This window comes from Rhizobium sp. BK098, from assembly GCF_014193155.1.
Taxonomy (GTDB): domain Bacteria; phylum Pseudomonadota; class Alphaproteobacteria; order Rhizobiales; family Rhizobiaceae; genus Rhizobium.
In genome coordinates, this window is the sequence record NZ_JACHYY010000006.1 from 29,744 (window position 1) to 46,112 (window position 16,369).

21 protein-coding genes are annotated in these 16,369 nt (G+C 59.8%); 6 read left to right on the top strand and 15 right to left on the bottom strand.

Annotated elements, in window-relative coordinates:
• Positions 1–16 precede the first annotated feature (16 nt).
• The 13 genes from fliP to flgF all read right to left on the bottom strand — a co-directional run bounded on the left by fliP (position 17) and on the right by flgF (position 9,114).
• Positions 17–775 (bottom strand): flagellar type III secretion system pore protein FliP, encoded by a 759-nt coding sequence (gene fliP / locus FHT73_RS16555; protein ID WP_112608121.1) that lies wholly within the window; start codon positions 773–775, stop codon positions 17–19.
• Positions 772–1,266: a flagellar basal body-associated FliL family protein gene (locus FHT73_RS16560; protein ID WP_112608119.1), complete on the bottom strand. Its 495-nt coding sequence runs from the start codon at positions 1,264–1,266 to the stop codon at positions 772–774. The genes fliP and FHT73_RS16560 overlap by 4 nt, the downstream gene beginning before the upstream one ends.
• Before the next feature lie 23 nt (positions 1,267–1,289).
• On the bottom strand, positions 1,290–2,003 hold the full coding sequence (flgH, locus tag FHT73_RS16565) for a flagellar basal body L-ring protein FlgH (protein ID WP_112608117.1): 714 nt from the start codon (positions 2,001–2,003) through the stop codon (positions 1,290–1,292).
• The gene (locus FHT73_RS16570) at positions 2,000–2,542 is read right to left on the bottom strand and encodes a MotE family protein (protein WP_112336528.1); all 543 of its coding nucleotides are present in this window, start codon (positions 2,540–2,542) and stop codon (positions 2,000–2,002) included. Before FHT73_RS16570 ends, flgH begins: the two co-directional genes overlap by 4 nt.
• Complete coding sequence (locus FHT73_RS16575) at positions 2,539–3,657, bottom strand: flagellar basal body P-ring protein FlgI (RefSeq protein ID WP_112397934.1); 1,119 nt, start codon at positions 3,655–3,657, stop codon at positions 2,539–2,541. Before FHT73_RS16575 ends, FHT73_RS16570 begins: the two co-directional genes overlap by 4 nt.
• Positions 3,654–4,154, bottom strand: coding sequence for a flagellar basal body P-ring formation chaperone FlgA (gene flgA / locus FHT73_RS16580; protein ID WP_041677215.1), 501 nt, complete (start codon positions 4,152–4,154; stop codon positions 3,654–3,656). Before flgA ends, FHT73_RS16575 begins: the two co-directional genes overlap by 4 nt.
• Before the next feature lie 19 nt (positions 4,155–4,173).
• On the bottom strand, positions 4,174–4,962 hold the full coding sequence (gene flgG, locus FHT73_RS16585) for a flagellar basal-body rod protein FlgG (RefSeq protein WP_015338801.1): 789 nt from the start codon (positions 4,960–4,962) through the stop codon (positions 4,174–4,176).
• Between the two features lie 97 nt (positions 4,963–5,059).
• Positions 5,060–5,410: a flagellar hook-basal body complex protein FliE gene (locus tag FHT73_RS16590; RefSeq protein ID WP_183713066.1), complete on the bottom strand. Its 351-nt coding sequence runs from the start codon at positions 5,408–5,410 to the stop codon at positions 5,060–5,062.
• The gene (flgC, locus tag FHT73_RS16595; protein ID WP_112336531.1) at positions 5,407–5,823 is read right to left on the bottom strand and encodes a flagellar basal body rod protein FlgC; all 417 of its coding nucleotides are present in this window, start codon (positions 5,821–5,823) and stop codon (positions 5,407–5,409) included. The genes FHT73_RS16590 and flgC overlap by 4 nt, the downstream gene beginning before the upstream one ends.
• 16 nt (positions 5,824–5,839) lie before the next feature.
• A complete protein-coding gene (gene flgB, locus FHT73_RS16600; RefSeq protein ID WP_112336532.1) occupies positions 5,840–6,232 on the bottom strand; it encodes a flagellar basal body rod protein FlgB in 393 nt (130 codons plus the stop codon).
• A gap of 118 nt (positions 6,233–6,350) precedes the next feature.
• Positions 6,351–6,896 (bottom strand): flagellar protein, encoded by a 546-nt coding sequence (locus FHT73_RS16605; protein WP_112608131.1) that lies wholly within the window; start codon positions 6,894–6,896, stop codon positions 6,351–6,353.
• Between the two features lie 85 nt (positions 6,897–6,981).
• Positions 6,982–8,367 carry a flagellar protein export ATPase FliI gene (fliI, locus tag FHT73_RS16610; protein ID WP_112397932.1) on the bottom strand — a complete coding sequence of 462 codons (1,386 nt, stop codon included), beginning with the start codon at positions 8,365–8,367 and terminating at the stop codon, positions 6,982–6,984.
• Between the two features lie 12 nt (positions 8,368–8,379).
• Entirely contained in the window at positions 8,380–9,114 is a 735-nt protein-coding gene (gene flgF / locus FHT73_RS16615; protein WP_015338795.1) for a flagellar basal-body rod protein FlgF, read from the bottom strand.
• 223 nt (positions 9,115–9,337) lie between these two features.
• Here flgF and motA point away from each other — a divergent pair, with 223 nt between their 5' ends.
• From motA to FHT73_RS16645, 6 genes are all read left to right on the top strand, one after another.
• The gene (motA, locus tag FHT73_RS16620) at positions 9,338–10,210 is read left to right on the top strand and encodes a flagellar motor stator protein MotA (protein ID WP_015338794.1); all 873 of its coding nucleotides are present in this window, start codon (positions 9,338–9,340) and stop codon (positions 10,208–10,210) included.
• Between the two features lie 5 nt (positions 10,211–10,215).
• Positions 10,216–11,163: a FliM/FliN family flagellar motor switch protein gene (locus FHT73_RS16625; RefSeq protein WP_183713069.1), complete on the top strand. Its 948-nt coding sequence runs from the start codon at positions 10,216–10,218 to the stop codon at positions 11,161–11,163.
• Positions 11,164–11,226: 63 nt separating this feature from the next.
• Complete coding sequence (gene fliN / locus FHT73_RS16630) at positions 11,227–11,763, top strand: flagellar motor switch protein FliN (protein ID WP_183713073.1); 537 nt, start codon at positions 11,227–11,229, stop codon at positions 11,761–11,763.
• 50 nt (positions 11,764–11,813) lie between these two features.
• A complete protein-coding gene (fliG, locus tag FHT73_RS16635) occupies positions 11,814–12,857 on the top strand; it encodes a flagellar motor switch protein FliG (protein ID WP_112336537.1) in 1,044 nt (347 codons plus the stop codon).
• 93 nt (positions 12,858–12,950) lie between these two features.
• Positions 12,951–14,027, top strand: a complete 1,077-nt coding sequence (gene flhB / locus FHT73_RS16640) for a flagellar biosynthesis protein FlhB (protein ID WP_015338790.1) — start codon at positions 12,951–12,953, stop codon at positions 14,025–14,027.
• Between the two features lie 5 nt (positions 14,028–14,032).
• Positions 14,033–14,473: a hypothetical protein gene (locus FHT73_RS16645; protein WP_015338789.1), complete on the top strand. Its 441-nt coding sequence runs from the start codon at positions 14,033–14,035 to the stop codon at positions 14,471–14,473.
• Positions 14,474–14,522: 49 nt separating this feature from the next.
• Here FHT73_RS16645 and FHT73_RS16650 read toward each other — a convergent pair whose 3' ends face one another.
• Complete coding sequence (locus FHT73_RS16650; RefSeq protein WP_246712153.1) at positions 14,523–15,239, bottom strand: helix-turn-helix transcriptional regulator; 717 nt, start codon at positions 15,237–15,239, stop codon at positions 14,523–14,525.
• Positions 15,240–15,280: 41 nt separating this feature from the next.
• A complete protein-coding gene (locus FHT73_RS16655) occupies positions 15,281–16,018 on the bottom strand; it encodes a helix-turn-helix transcriptional regulator (RefSeq protein WP_015338787.1) in 738 nt (245 codons plus the stop codon).
• Positions 16,019–16,369 lie beyond the last annotated feature (351 nt).

The window sequence follows — 16,369 nt, forward strand, 5'->3', positions numbered from 1 at the left end:
CCTTGTGCTTTTCATATCAGTGGAAAGAGCGGACCAGGCTGCCAACCAAGAGGTTCCAGCCGTCGATCAGCACGAAGAAGAGAATCTTGAACGGCAGAGAGATCGAGGTGGGTGGCAGCATCATCATGCCCATCGCCATGACGATGGTCGACACGATCAGGTCGATGACGAGAAACGGCAGTACCACCAGGAAGCCGATTTCGAAGCCGCGGCGGATCTCCGAGATCATGAAGGCCGGGATCAGAACGCGGTAATCGATCTTGTTGTCGACGACCGTCGACTGGCCGCGTTCCTTCGCCAGATCGACGAAAAGCTTCAGGTCCTTGTCGCGCGTATTGTTCGACATGAAGGTGCGGAAAGGCTCGGCAATGCGCTGCACCGCGTCGGCTTCCGAAACCTGGTTGGCAAGTAGCGGCTGCACGCCATCCTTCCAGGCCTGATCGAAGGTCGGCGACATGACATAAAACGTCATGAACAGTGAAAGACTCAGCAGGATCATGTTCGACGGCGTCGTTGCGAGGCCCATGCCGGTGCGCAGGATCGAAAAGGCGATGATGAAGCGCGGAAAGCTCGTCACCATGATCAGGATACCCGGCGCGATCGACAGGATCGTCAGCAGCCCGAAGGTACGGATGATCCAGGCAGCAACCGAGCCGTTGACCGGCGCGTTCAGAAGATCGGTGGGAAGCTGCTGCGACAATTGCTGCGCCCCCGCCAGTTCAGGCGACAAGGCAGCAATCACGAATATAAATAGAGCAAGTGCTGGCCGACTCATTCGATCACGAAAGTTCTGAACATAACTTTCGATACTCGTCCTTCCGAGCGCAGGTCAACACGCTCCTGGATGTCATCCCGAAGATATTGCAGGCCACGGGCGCCTTCGATCTGCTGCAGGGAGACCGTGCGGATATAGGCGAGGATGTCCTGATGGATCGCCTGGGCAAGCTGGGCGTCAGGCGGCCCTTTGAAAACGAGCGCAAGCTCCAGCCTGATCCAGTTCTGCGAGGGATAAGCGAGGTTGACGGTGATCGGATCGAGCGCGATGATGCCGTTTGCCTGGGCGGCGGCTGCAGCCTGCTTGCTGTCGCCGCCAGCCTTTGCCGTCGCCTGCACCGCAGCAGTGGCCTGCTTGATCCGCGGCGCCACCATGGTTCCCAGTACCCAGCCTCCGCCGCCGCCGAGTACGGTGAGTACCAGCAGCCCGGCAACCATCATGATCAGCGACGATCCCTTGCCCTTTGCCGATTCGTCTGCGACTGCTGCCATATCCCTATCCGTTCGCTATCAAATCAGAGCGGCGAGAGCAGGTCGACCGCCTGCTGCCCTCTCGGCGGCTGCTGTATTTCCGTCAGGCGGCCGCGGCCGCCATAGGAAATGCGCGCCTCGGCAATCTTGTCGTAGGAAATGGTATTGTCGGACGTCACGTCCTGCGGCCGGACGATGCCGGCGACATTGAGAATGCGGATTTCCTGGTTCATACGCACTTCCTGCGAGCCGCTGATCATCAGGTTGCCGTTTTCGAGAATGCCCGTCACGACAGCTGCGACCAGAAGGTTGATCTGCTCGGAGCGCTGCATCTTGCCCTTGCTGTCGGTGCTGGTGTCGGAGCCCGAGGTGGCGTCGGCGTTGGTGGCAGGCCTCCAGCCAAAAATCTTGGCCGAAATATCCCAATTCATATCGCTCTTGTTCGTGCGATTGCGATTGGTCTCGTTGTCCCAGTTCGCCTTATCGTCGATCTTGATCGTGACCGTCAGGATGTCGCCGACATTGAGCGCGCGCGAATCCTTAAACAAGGCGGCCTGCGAATCGTTCCAGAGCGAATAGCCCTGTGCGACCTGATGAGGCCGCTTTGGATATTGAGACATCTGCGGCGTCTGCGCATATTGCAGGCCGCTGCCGATCGGACTCATGGCAGGCGCCCTGCCGATTTCCCTGAGGGCCTGCGACTGGCAACCGGCGAGAAAGACGACGATTGCGCAGGCGGCCGTAAGACGCGTGTTCATGAGGGGTCCTTCGACTTCGATGTATTCGGGTCGGATGCGCTGGCGATGATGTTGGTGATGACCGCCGCCTTTTTCGCATCCATCTCTGCAAGAATGAGGCTCGACTGGCGCGCGGAGAGCTTCATGATGATTGCAGCCGCCACGACGGTTCTGACATCATTGAGGCTGGCTGCGGCCGCATCCGGCTTCATGTTCTTGTAGATATCGACCAGGCCTAGATCCGCGGTCTTGAGGAAGTCATCGCGCTTTTTCAGCCAGTCTTCGTATTCGGCTTTGCGCTTGTCCATGGTGGCGATACGCTGATCGACGTCCGCCTGGAGTTTTTCCAGTTCCTGCTTCTGCAGCAAATAGCGTTGGTCTCGTGCCGGATCGGCGATATTGGTGCAGAACTGGCGGATCTCATCCTGGCTGGAAGCCGGATCGGCCGCGACCGGCTTCGGCGCTTCCTGCGCCAGAGCCGCACCGAGTGACAAGAGCAGGGCTGCCGTTGCGAGGCTGCAGCCGATCAGCATATTTCTGGCAATGGCGTTCGGGATCATTGCAGCACGAGCTCCGCTTGCAGGGCGCCGGCCGACTTGATGCCTTGCAGGATGGCGATGATACCGTCCGGCTTGACGCCGATATTGTTGAGGCCTGCGACCAGCGTCTTCAGGTCAGGCCCTTCCAGCACCGCCACACGGCCGCCGCTCTTGGTGGCAGTGATATCGGTCTGGTCCTGGATCGCCGTCTGGCCATCGGAGAAGGGTTCTGGCTGGATCACCTGCGGGTTCTCGCTGACCTGCACGGTCAGCGTTCCGTAGCTGACGGCGACCGGCGAGACGCGGACGTCGGCCCCAATGACGATCGTACCCGTGCGCTCATTGATGACGACCTTGGCCGGCGTGTCGGTCTGAACATTGAGATTTTCGATATCGGCCATCAGCCGCGCCAGATCGGCCATCTTCGGCTTGGCAATCGTCACTTCCTGCGAATCCTTGGCTTCTGCGATCGGCGCACCAAACCGCGAGGTCGCCCAGGTGTTGACCGTGTCGGAAATGCGGATCGATGTCGAGAAATCCGGATTGCGCAGCTGCAGGACCAGATTGACGGAATCCTTGAAACGAGACGGCAGCTCACGCTCGATGATGGCACCGCCGGGCACGCGGCCAGCCGTGGTAACACCCTCGGTCACCGTGGCGGCGGCACCCTGCGCCTGGAAGCCGGATACGATGACGGAGCCCTGCGCCACGGCATAGATCTGTCCATCGGCGCCGCTCAGCGAGGTCATGATCAGCGTGCCGCCGCGCAGCGACGTCGCATCGCCGAGCGAGCTGACCGTCACGTCGATGCGGCTGCCCGGGCTTGCAAAGGGCGGCAAGTTCGCCGTCACCATGACGGCTGCCGTATTCTTGGCGGCGGACTGGCCGCCTTGCGTCGAGATGCCGAGGTTCTGCAGCATCGCGCGCATGGACTGCTCGGTGAAAGGCGAGGAACGCAGCCCGTCGCCGGTCCCCTGGAGACCGACGATCAGACCGTAGCCGATCAGCTGGTTGTCACGGCCGGATTGCAGCGATGCGATATCCTTGATGCGCGATTGCATCGCGAGCGCTGGATCGGCGACGATCAGGCTCGGCAATGCGAATAGGACTGCGAGTAATTGACGAAGCCGTTTCATTTCGCGACCACGCGTATCGTGCCGTTTTGGAGGACCGTGCCGTTGACGATGATGCCGGAGTCCATGTTGCGGGCGCGGATATTGTCGCCGACGGCGCCGTCATCCAGCGGCGTGCCCGCGGCGGTGATCGTCATGCTGCCCATGCTCATCACCAGACGAACATTGGAGCCGCGCGTTACCGCATATGGCTGGCGCAGCGCGGAAATGGAAATGGTGCGTCCGGGAAGTAGCGTGCGCTTCGAGACCAAGCCGGTCACTTCGCGGAGCCGCTTGGCATAGTCACCGCTCAGATTGGGGTTGGTAACATCAACCTCTTCGAGCTGACCGCTGGTGATGATATCGCCCGGATAGATCGTCTCGGTCGGCACTACGGCAGTTCCGAAACTTCCTCCATCGGTGCTCTGCGCACCGGCGGGTGTAGGCGACGCAAATACGACGGAGAGGCTCGCTGCGGCGAACCATGCCATTGCCAAGCTTTTCATCCGGCGAAACCTCATGTTTGGCCCGTCCCTCTCGTTACTTCAGGTTCTTGCTGACGACCTGCGCCATTTCGTCGGCCGTGGTAATGACCTTCGAATTCATCTCATAGGCGCGCTGTGCGGTGATCAGATCGGTAATTTCCTTGACCGGATCGACGTTCGACGATTCGAGATAGAATTGCTTCATGTAGCCGAAGCCGTTCTGGTTGGGATCTGAGACAACCGGATCGCCGGAGGCCGGCGTCTGCGTGAAGAGGTTGCTGCCCATCGGCTGCAGGCCGGCTTCGTTGACGAAATTGGCAATCTGCAACTGGCCGAGTACCGTCGGCGTGGTCGCCGTGCCGATGATTGCAGAAACCTGGCCGGACTGGCTGACGGTGAGGCTGGTGGCATTGTTCGGAACGGTAATGCCCGGCGCCAATGTGTTGCCATCGGGCGTGACGATCTGGCCGGTATCACTTCTGTTGAAAGAGCCGGCGCGGGTGTAAGCGATCGTGCGGTCGGGCATCTGGATCTGGAACCAGCCGCGACCGACCAGAGCGATATCGAGATCGTTTTGCGTCTGCGAGAGTTGGCCCTGGACCTGGATGTTGCGTACGGCCACGGTCTGCACGCCGAGGCCGATATTGGCGCCTTCCGGCACCACCGCCTGGTTCGGCCTGTTGGCAATGCCCTTGGCGCGTTCCGTTTGATAAAGAAGGTCGGAAAACTCGGCGCGCGAGCGCTTGTAACCCGTCGTGTTGATATTCGCGATGTTATTCGCGATCACTTCGAGATTGGTCTGCTGGGCGTCCATGCCCGTCGCGGCAATTGCGAGCGCTCTCATGCTTTCGTCCTTCGAGCCAGGGCGGGATCTCCGAAACCGCGAAGCGGCCTGCGAACAACTCACGCCAAATCAAATAATTAGAGCGGAAAACCCCGCACTAGATCTGCATCTTCGTAATATCGAGAAACGCCGAGACCACCTTGTCGCGCAGTGCGATCGCGGTCTGCAGGGTCTGATCGGCCTGCATGACCTTATCGACCACCTCGCGGGTGCTCATCGTGCCCTTGATACCGGCAAAGGAGGCGTTTTCAGCATCCTTGAGCGAATTGATGGAATCCTTCGCGACATTCGACATGACGGACGCGAAGCTCATTCCGGCATCTACGCCCGCGGCAACGGCCGGCGAGGCGTTCAGCGCGCCGGAAGCGGCGGAGGTCATATCCGTGGCGATGCTGCCAAGGCCGCGTGTCGCCGAGAGGGAGGCTACATTCTTAATCGCGTCAATCATTGGTTCTTCAGCAAATCAATAGTGGAGGAGATGAGATCACGGGCCTGTCTGACCGTCTGCAGATTGGCCTCGTATGAACGATTGGCCTCCCGCATGTCGGCCATCTCGACCAGAACGTTGACGTTGGGCATCTTGACGTAGCCCTTCTGGTCGGCGGCAGGATTACTGGGATCGTATTCTTCGACGAACTTGCCGGTGTCCTCGCCGAGCTTCTTGACGCCGACCGTGGTCAGGCCATTGGCACGATCCATCTCGGCACCGAACGTCACGGTCTTGCGCCGATAAGGATCGGCACCCGGCGTGTCGCCCGTCGAGCGGGCATTGGCGATATTTTCGGAGACGATACGCAGGCGAGTCGATTGAGCCTCCAGGCCGGAGCCTGCAATCTTCAATGCGGCTGATAAGGGGTCCATGACATCTTCACTTCATCTATTGTTTTACGGCCATCAACATCATGCGATGAAAGGAGCCGACGAGGGCAGTGTTCAAGCTGTACTGGCGCTTGATGTCACCGGCCTTGGCGAGCTCGTCCTCCAGGCCGACGGTGTTACCCGACTCCTGGACACCAATTTCCTGGTTGAGCGGCGCCTCTTCGACGTTGACGTTGCCGCTCGTGCTGAATTCGTTGCCCGAAAGATGCGCAGGACTGGTCCGGACCATGTTGACGTTCTGGTTGTCCAGAACCGCCTGGAACGGCGTGACATCCTTGGCGTGAAACTTCGGGGTATTGGCATTGGCGATATTGCCGGCAACAACCTGCTGACGCACCTGGAGCCACTCCGCTTGCCGCGAGGCCAGGTCAAAGAGCTGAATGGGTTGCATGGGCTTCTCTCCGTTCTTACACTGTGAATCTAGCGGGATAATCTTGCGTGGGACTTGCGGGAAATGCGTTCCTGTAAAGTCTTCGAGTGCCTGAAATCCAGGCGATTCCGTGCTTGCCTCAATTGCTGCCGTAGACATCGCCCGTCGAGGTGACGATGACCCATTTTCCTTCCCGTTGCTCGATCGAAGCCAGCCGGCTGCTATCAGGCAGAAGCGATCCGACACGGACGACATACATGCCGGTGTCGTCCTCAATCAGAGCGCGGCCATTGGCGACATGCAGCAGCTGGAAGGCAGACTTGCCCGGGAACGGCTGCTGATCGGCCGGCGGCCCTTTGTCATCCTCGCGGCCGGTATTGCTGACCGTTGCCGTCGTCAGCGGATCGGGGATGATATCCTTCGGTTGCGAGGGATTCTTGTTGACCATGGCAAGCGGCGACACGCTGACAACGGCGCGGCCAGGCCAGTTGGGCAGATCGCGGGTGCGATCGCCTTCGGCCACCTGGATGCCGAACTTCTCCGGGTTCAGAAAGACATACCAGGGAAAGAAGGCCGAGGCACTGGCCAGCGCCAGCCCGGTAAAGGCCAGAGCCTTGTCCGCAACAGTCCGCCTTCTCGCCGATTTCGGCGGGGCGACCGGTTCGTCTGCTTCGGATTCTCTCACTTGCGGCCTCTTTCTCAGCATGACGTTCAGCAATCTTCGACAGGCTTGCGGACAGGAAAAAACGAGATCGTGCGACGGACGGCCATCACTTGGCCCTGGCGGGGACGCCGCCCGAAGCATTCCTGAGCGCCGTCGCGAGATCGGTAAAAGCATCCGCCGACGGCTCTTCGCCCGGCGTCTGCTTCAGTATGTCGTAGATGATCGGGACCTGGCGCACCGCGATATCGAGATCGGCGTCGGCGCCCTGGCGATAACCGCCGATCAGGCGCAAATCGCGCGTTTCTTCGTAGCGATGCACCAATGCCTTCAGGCGCGAAACCAGCTTCTCCTGATCCGAGGTCCAGGCCTTGCGCGCCAGACGCGACACGGATGCCAGCGGGTCGATCGGCGGATAGCGTCCCTCTTCGGCCAGGCTACGCTGCAGCACGATGTGACCGTCGAGAATGCCACGGGTGGAATCGGCGATCGGGTCGTTATGATTGTCGCCATCGACCAGGATGGAGATGATGGCGGTGATGGTGCCGGTTCCCTCCGGTCCCGGGCCTGCCCGCTCGAGAAGGCGTGGCAACTCGGTAAAGACGGACGCCGGATATCCGCGTGCGATCGGCGGCTCGCCGGAGGCAGTCGCCACTTCGCGGATGGCATGAGCAAAACGGGTGACGCTATCGACGATCAGGAGAACGTTATCGCCCCTGTCGCGGAAATGCTCGGCTATGGTGATGGCCGAAAGCGGCGCCATCTTGCGCAGCATCGGGCTCTCGTCGCTGGTCGCAACGACGGCGACCGACTTCTGCATGTGGGAACCCAGCGTATCCTCGATGAATTCGCGCACTTCGCGGCCGCGTTCGCCGACGAGCGCGATCACCACCTTGTCGAAAGCATCGGCTCTCGCCAGCATCGACAGCAGCGTCGACTTGCCGACGCCGGAGCCGGCGAAGATGCCGAGGCGCTGGCCAAGGCAGAGCGGCGAGAAGATATCGATGGCGCGAACGCCGGTTTTGAAGCCGGTTTCGACGCGCTTTCGCATCATCGACGGCGGTGCCGTATTTGCGATCGAGCGCGCTTCCAGACCCGATGTCAGGGGACCAAGGCCATCGATCGGCTCGCCGAGCGAGTTGATCGTGCGGCCGCACCAGCTGTCATCGGGCGCGATACGGAAAGCACCCTTGCGGATGATGGTGTCCTGGATGCCGATCGGCTCGCCCGGCTCGATCGGACAGACATAGGTGAGTTCGGGTTCGACGCGAACGACTTCGCCGAGATGGACACCGGTCGACGACCGATGCGCGACGAAATCGCCGAGGCGCACCTGCCTGGAAAGACCGGCAACCGTATAGTGTCCAGCGGCGATGGTGCGCACATGACCGCCATGGGCCACGGCATTCTCCGCCAGCGCATATTGGCCCGCCAGGACGGCCATATGCGAAAGCTTCGGCGACAGCGCGCCCTCCGGCAACCGATCCTCGACCATGACAAGCCCTCTTTACTGGCTGCCGCCGAGGGTTTTGATGGCGTCGGTAAGCGTGCCTTCGCTGCTGCTGGTGAGCGTGCTGATATTGTCGAAGGCACGGCTGACCTCGATAAGATTGGTCATTTCCCGCATGCCGTTGACGTTGGAGTTTTCGAGGTAGCCCTGTGCAATCCCGATGCTCGAGCGATCGATCACCGGCTGCGGCGTATCGGTCGGCAGGATGCCGCTGTTTTCGTAGCGCAGGAAGCCCTTGCTGACATCGGCGCTATAGAGGCCGATCTGGCCCATGCTCCGGCCATTCTGCGTGATCGTGCCGTTCGACGCGACGCTCGGCGGACCGCCGGCGGGGTCGAGCTGGATCGGCGCACCGCCCGGATCGAGGACCGGGAAGCCGCGGGTGGAAACCAGCGCGCCGCTTTCGGTCATGGTGAAGCGGCCGTCGCGCGTCAGCACCAGGCCGGCCGGCGTATTCATGCCGAAATAGGCATCCCCCTTGACGGCAAAATCGAAGAGATTGCCGGTGTTTTGAAGTTCGCCATTGTCGGTGGAGAGATAATCATTGCCCTGAGAGACGAAGGCGACCTTGGCATTGAGCTTGTTTTCCGTATTGCTGAGGACCTGATCGAACTTGACCTCGGTGCCACGGAAGCCCGTCGTGTTCACGTTCGCCAGATTGTCGGCGATCGTCGTCAGACGCCGCTCGAGCGCCATCTGGGATGACAGCGCGACATAAATACCAGACTGCATTTTCAACGCCCTCCGGACATTGGAGAATAACGGGAAAGGAAACGCCGCAGGCGCTCCTACATTTCGTTAGCGGGGCATGGATGCCCTTACCCGCAATCCTGCAGGGCTTGGCTTGTGCGAAGCTGACAAGGCAAAAAGGATGTTCGGAGACCCATCGAACAGCCTCACGCAAGGCAGGTCCCCTAGTTCATCATATGAAGCAACGTTCAGGTGTGGACCGACGATGAATATTATTATCGGATTTGTAGTGACCTGCGGCTGCATCATAGGCAGCTTCATGGCTATGGGCGGAGATGTAGGCGCGCTGTTCCAGCCTTTCGAATTCGTCATTATCGCAGGCGCCGGTCTCGGCGGCTTCATCATGGCCAATCCGATGAAGGTGGTGAAGGATTCCGGCAAAGCGCTCGGAGAGGCCTTCCGCCACGCGGTTCCCAAGGAGCGTGACTATCTCGACACGCTCGGCGTACTCTATGCCCTGATGCGCGACCTGCGCACCAAGTCGCGCAACGAGATCGAAGCCCATATCGACAATCCCGATGAATCGGCGATCTTCAAGGCTGCTCCGACTGTATTGAAGAACAAGGATCTGACGGCTTTCATCTGCGACTACGTCCGGCTCATCATCATCGGCAATGCCCGCTCGCACGAGATCGAGGCACTGATGGACGAAGAGCTCGAAACGATGCAGCACGACAAGATGAAGCCCTATCATTCGATCACGATCATGGGCGATTCCTTCCCGGCGATCGGTATCGTCGCTGCCGTTCTCGGCGTCATCAAGGCCATGAGCCACATCAACGAATCACCCGAAGTGCTCGGCCATCTCATCGGTTCGGCGCTGGTCGGCACCTTCCTCGGCATTATCCTGTCCTATTCCGTCTGCGCACCGCTGGTCTCTCAGATCAAGGTCGTGCGCAACAAGCAGCATCGCCTCTACGTCATCGTGAAGCAGACGCTGCTTGCCTACATGAACGGATCAGTCCCGCAGGTCGCCCTCGAATACGGCCGCAAGACCATCTCTTCCTACGAACGTCCATCGATCGATGCCGTCGAGCAGGAAATGATGAACCCCGGCGGTGAGAGCAAGGCAGCCTGACGAATATGAGCCAGCAATCCGCGCACAGAGCACAGACGATGGACCGCACCCTTTTTGCCAAGCTTACGGGCAATCTCGGCGATCAGGCGACGCTTGCGAAACTCGGCACCGCCTTCGCCCAGGTCTATGCCGAATTCCTGCCCGACATCATCAAGACCGAGACGGGCCTGGACATCAACATCGCCTATGCCGGCCATCAGTCCGGCTCGATGAACGAGCTGATCGCCGGGCTCGGTGGCCATCATGCGCTGGTCAACGGTTCGCTGCGCAACTGGGCGCCTAACTTTATCCTCGGCTGCGGCGCCGGCTTTATCATGACGCTGATGGAGCATATGCTGGGTGCGCGCGCGGAAGATATGGAAGCGCCGGTCGCGCGGCCACTTTCAGTGATCGAACTCGATCTTTCCGTCATGGTGTTCGAAAAGATCGCCAAAGTGCTTCGCTCGGCGGTGAATGCAGCCGGCGGTTTCGAGCCCTACCTCGATCCGCCCTACAATATCGAGGACCGCCCGGCGGCCATCGGTGACAACGGTAACGATTTTGCCGCTGCGATCACGATGACGATCTCGCTCGGCAAGTCGATTTCGCAGATCGTTATCATCGCACCGCAACGCGACCTGCTGCGCACCGTCGTCAGCACGCCTCGCGCCAAGAACCCGACGACCGCTTCCCAGACATGGTCGGAGCAGCTCAGCGAGCAGGTGCGTCGCTCGCAGGTAACGCTCGAAGCGCGAGTTCGGCTCGAATCGCTGACGCTCGATACCATTTCCAAGCTCGCGGTCGGCGATGTCATTCCCTTCATGGATCATAGCGGCGACGTCCGGGTCGAGGTCAGCGCCAACAGCAAAGACCTCTACATCTGCGAATTCGGCCGCTCTGGCGAAAATTATACCGTGCGCGTCAAGGACAACGTCAACTCCGACGACGAGCTTCTTCGACACTTGATGAATTGATCTGCTGGCGTGTGAGCCCACTCACGGCAGCTTGAGGCAAGTTTCAACTGGAATAGTGATTTCATGGCTACGAAGACGACACAGCAAAGCAGCGAGGAATCGCTCGACATTTCGAACAGCGATGCCGCCTTGGACGAGGCCATCGATGGTCTGCGGGGCGTCCTGAAGAAAGACAATGACGGCAGCCTGCCCGACTTCGAGGCCGACGCATTCGGCGCCGAAACGGGCACGGACCTTTCCACCTTCGGCGATTTCGGCGACGACAATTCCACTCCGGCCTTCGATGACGGCGAATTCGGCGTCGCTTCGGCGGCGGCCGCATCGGTTGCTCCCGGCAGCGCGCTGACCGCCAATATGGACCTGATCATGGACATCCCGATCGACGTCCAGATCATGCTCGGCAGCAGCCGCATGCCGGTATCCGGCCTGATGAACCTGACTGAAGGCGCAATCATCGCGCTCGACAAGAAGATCGGCGAGCCGGTCGAGATTACTGTTAACGGCCGCAAAATCGGCCGGGGCGAGATTACCGTTCTGGAACATGACGACACCAGATTCGGCATCAAGCTCACTGAAATTTATAACGCGAAGAAAAGCTGAACCCTGCTCATGACGAGCCCACTCCCCCTTGCGGGACGGAGACGAAGACCATGATGGACTTTGACGATTTCAGCGGCGCGATCGCCGAGAAACCGTTATCTCAGACTGAAAAGGCAGCCGCCGTCCTTCTCGCCATGGGCAAGCAAGTGGCTGGACGGCTGCTGAAATACTTCACGCAGAACGAGCTGCAGATGATCATCGCCTCGGCACAGTCACTGCGAGTTATTCCGCCGGACGAGCTGGCGCAGCTCGTGGCGGAATTCGAGGACCTCTTCACCGAGGGCGCCGGCCTCATGGACAACGCCAAGGCCATCGAGAGCATCCTCGAAGAAGGCCTGACGCCCGACGAGGTCGACAGTCTGCTCGGCCGCCGTACCGCCTTCCAGGCTTACGAGACCTCCATCTGGGATCGCCTGGGCGAGGCCGATCCGGTCTTCGTTGCCAAGTTCTTCCTGCGCGAGCATCCTCAGACGATTGCCTATGTGCTCTCCATGATGCCTTCGGCCTTCGGTGCCAAGATCCTGCTGCAGCTTCCCGAGGCACAGCGCGCCGACATCATGAACCGCACGGTCAACATCAAGGATGTCAGCCCGAAGGCTGCCCAGATCATCGAAAACCGCGTGGTCGGGCTGATGGCGGAGATCGACACAGAGCGCAACGCCTCCGGTTCCACGAAGGTCGCCGACCTGATGAACGAACTCGACAAGCCAGTGGTCGATACCCTGCTGAGCTCGCTGGAATCGATCAACAAGGAATCGGTCGAGAAGGTTCGCCCGAAGATCTTCCTCTTCGACGATCTCACGCGCATGCCGCAGCCGAGCCGCGTCCTGCTGCTCAACGACATCGCCGCCGACATCCTGACGATGGCGCTGCGGGGATCCGGCAACGAGATCCGGGAGATCGTGCTGTCCTCGATCAGCCCGCGTCAGCGCCGCATGATCGAATCCGACCTGCAGATGGGCAATGCAGGCATCAATCCGCGCGAAATCGCAATTGCCCGGCGTGCCATCGCCCAGGAAGCCATTCGTCTGGCCAACTCCGGCCAGATCGAGCTCAAGGCCAAAGAAAATACGCCTGTGGAAGAAGCCGCATAAGCGCGGCGCGACTCAGCCAAAACATCGTAAACTGATGATCTGAGGGCCGCGTATCATGCGCGGCCTCTTTCCGTTTCGCAAAGGGCGGCTGCTTTGGCTGACGAAGACAAGGACAGTAAAACAGAAAAACCGACGGAGAAAAAACTCCGCGATACGATCGAGAAGGGCAATGTTCCTCACTCCAGGGAAGCGACGCTCTTTGCTTCCATGCTCGCGACTGTCATCTACGTCACCTTCTTTCTGCCAGAGCGCATGGGCCGCATGGGCGAGGTTCTGCGCGACCTCTTCGAAAAGCCGGATCAATGGCAGCTGGAAACAGGCCCGGACGCCATATCGCTGTTTACGCGCATAGGCTGGGAAGTCGGCAATATGGTGCTGCCGGCCGTGGTGCTCTTCTTCGTCTTCGGGATCGGCGCCTCGATCTTCCAGAACCTGCCGACCCCCGTTCTCGAACGAATCAGGCCACAGTTTTCGCGCATATCGCCGGCCAAAGGGTTCACGCGCATCTTCAGCGCCACCGGCCTGGTGGAATTCGGCAAATCCCTCGCAAAAATCGTGCTTGTCAGCATCGTCATGTTTTTTGTGCTGCGCAGCCAGTATTTCCACGCGATCGATTCGATGGTGTCCGACCCGCAGACCATCTTCGTGCGGCTCTCGACGATCGTTCAGCGCATCCTGATTATCGTGCTGCTGGCGACCATCGTCGTTGGCATCGCCGACCTGCTGTGGAGCCGACACCACTGGTTCGACCAATTGAAGATGACGAAACAGGAAATCAAGGACGAACACAAGCAATCGCAGGGTGACCCAATCGTCAAGTCGCGCCAGCGCTCGATCGCGCGCGACCGCGCCCGCCGCCGCATGATGAAACAGGTGCCGCGCGCCACGCTCGTCATCGCCAACCCGACCCACTTTGCCGTCGCACTGCGATATGTGCGCGAGGAAAACGACGCGCCCGTCGTCGTTGCCAAGGGCCAGGACCTCATTGCCTTGAAAATCAGGGAGATAGCTGAGGCTAACAATATTCCCGTTTTCGAAGATCCGCCACTCGCACGCTCCATGTTTGCGCAAGTCTCGGTTGATAGCGTCATACCATCAGCATTTTACAAAGCTGTCGCAGAGCTCATCCATCGGGTCTATGCGGCGCAGACGAAAAAACGGGTACGATAAACCAAATGAAAAAATGCCCCTACTCTGCCCAACGCGAAGAAATATTAGCCGAAGCCATCAGCCCGGTCGCAAGCGAACTGCGCCTTCTCGATGCCGCCGACCTGATCTCGCTGCTGCGCTTCGAACGATATGGCAATCTCGGTGATCTCGTGGCCTCGGCGGCTGAGCTTTATTTTCTTCCCGGGACGGTCAACTTCGGGCTCGGCGGCGACTACAAGCTCGAGTGGGGCGGGCCGGCGGAAGTGACGCTCGATCTGGAGATCAAGCCGCGGGGCATCACCATCTATGCCAAGCTCGCGCTGACGGAACATTATGCGGGCATCGAAATCAGCCACATCGCCTTCGACAAGGCCTCGTCCGACCCGGACGAAAATACGGCGCTGCTTGCACGCAGCCTGAGAGACGCACGTTATCTCGTCCGCGGCGAAGCGGCACACGCAGTCTGAAAAATCCAGCGTTGCAAGACGTGCGAGGATGATCCGTTTCGGTGCAGCGTCAGCTTATGTAACCGAAGCGGATCGCCTTTGCGATTGCCTGGATGCGGTTGACGCTATCGAGCTTGATCGTCGCCGATCCGAGATAGGCATTGACCGTATGTACCGACAATCCCAGTTTCTCGGCGATCTCCTCGCTGATGCGTCCATCGCCGGCAAGCTGCAGACAGGCGATTTCGCGCTCGCTCAGCGCTTCGGCAGCCTGTGACCGGCGTTCATCCAGTGATAGGAGCTCCATCATGAGCTGGCAGCTGCGGCCGTGCAGCTCGACGATCATATCGCTCGAAAGGTCCATGAACTTGGCCGTGAAGATGGTGTAGCCATTGCCGACGGCACCGAGCCGTACGGGAAAGGCAACGCCGGCAAAGGGCAGGAGATGCGGCTTCAGGCGCTGCGTGAAGGCGGCAAAATCCGGCGTCTCGGCCGTGCTGTCGCTATCGCGCCCGTTCCACATCAGCGGCAGCAGCGATTTGTCGACATGCTCGATCAGCGCTTCGCCATAGGCCTCAACGAAGGATTTGCCGGCGACCGAGTTGGCCGAGCCCCAATTATCGAGCTCGCATACCAGGCGCTGCTTATGCGGGAGGCCTGAGCCGTGCAGCCGATAAACGGCAAAATGCTGTGCATCGATCAGCCTCTGCATCGACACGAGCTTCGGGAACAGATCGGAGCGGCCGGAAATCCGCCCGGAACGGGTAAGCCGTGATTCGGTCGGCATACCCATTGTCCTGTCTGGCTGATAGCGCATCCGGTCGGCCCTTAAACGAGATTGTTGCGCACGGCGAAGGCGATCGCTTCCGAGCGGGTCTTGGTCGCGGTCTTGCGCATGACACTGGTGATGTAGTTATTGATGGTATTGCGCGAGATCCCAAGAATCATGGCGATCTCGTCGCTTGTCTTGCCTTCGGCGATCCAGAACAGGCATTCCAGTTCGCGCTCGGTCAGCTCGAAATCGCGCTCAAGCTTACCCTCGAAGCAACGCGTCGAGCTGGCGAGATAGCCGGCGAGGAGGCCGACGTCCCTCAGCCGCTCGGGCGACAGTACTGCCGCTTCATTCGCCAGCAGCAGCAACGAGAAGCGTGTTCGGCCAACATTGAACGTCAAGGCGTGATACTGACGGCCTATACCGTCAGGCAGCGCGATATCATCCGGCAGGGCCGCCAGGCTCGGCTGAAACAGCGCCATGCATTTTTCCAACTCGCCGATACGGCCATAACCGCTCGTCAGTTCCGTCGCCAGACGCCGGACGAGATCGAAGGGCCAATCGGAGGCAATCACGAAGTCGAGGCCGCTTTCCTGAATGAGATCGGATCGAACCAGAAGATAATGGGAGGCACCGGCATAGCTCGCCAAGGCATGAAGGCCGGCTTGCAGATAGGCAGGGCCGGAAACGGCACTCAGCTGCAGAACGAGCTGCTCGCGCGAGATGGCTCTGGCGGGCACGCTCGATCGCGCATCCCTATCGCCTTTGCTTACCTGCGATATCTGCATGTCCATACTTGCATTTCCTGCCGCTGTTGGACGATCGGCCGTCAACGAGAGCATTGTTTCGTCAGAACCCAATCCCTTCACCTCAGAGAACCGGCGATGTATCTCGATGAAACATCGAAGCCGGGTCTTTCTCGACCGCGGCACAGATACATCCCGGCGGGTTCGGGAAGGTGAGCATAGCTCGCCTCTGAATTCGACATCCGCAATCGTGTCGGCATACATCGCCGCAAACACAAACCGCGAACCATGGACTAAATCTTTCCGCTTTGAACTCTACGAACCTAGACATGCGAAACGCCGAAAAGCGGGCCGAATCGTTCCGTTTATTCATGTATTACGCAATAAGCACAGTATTTG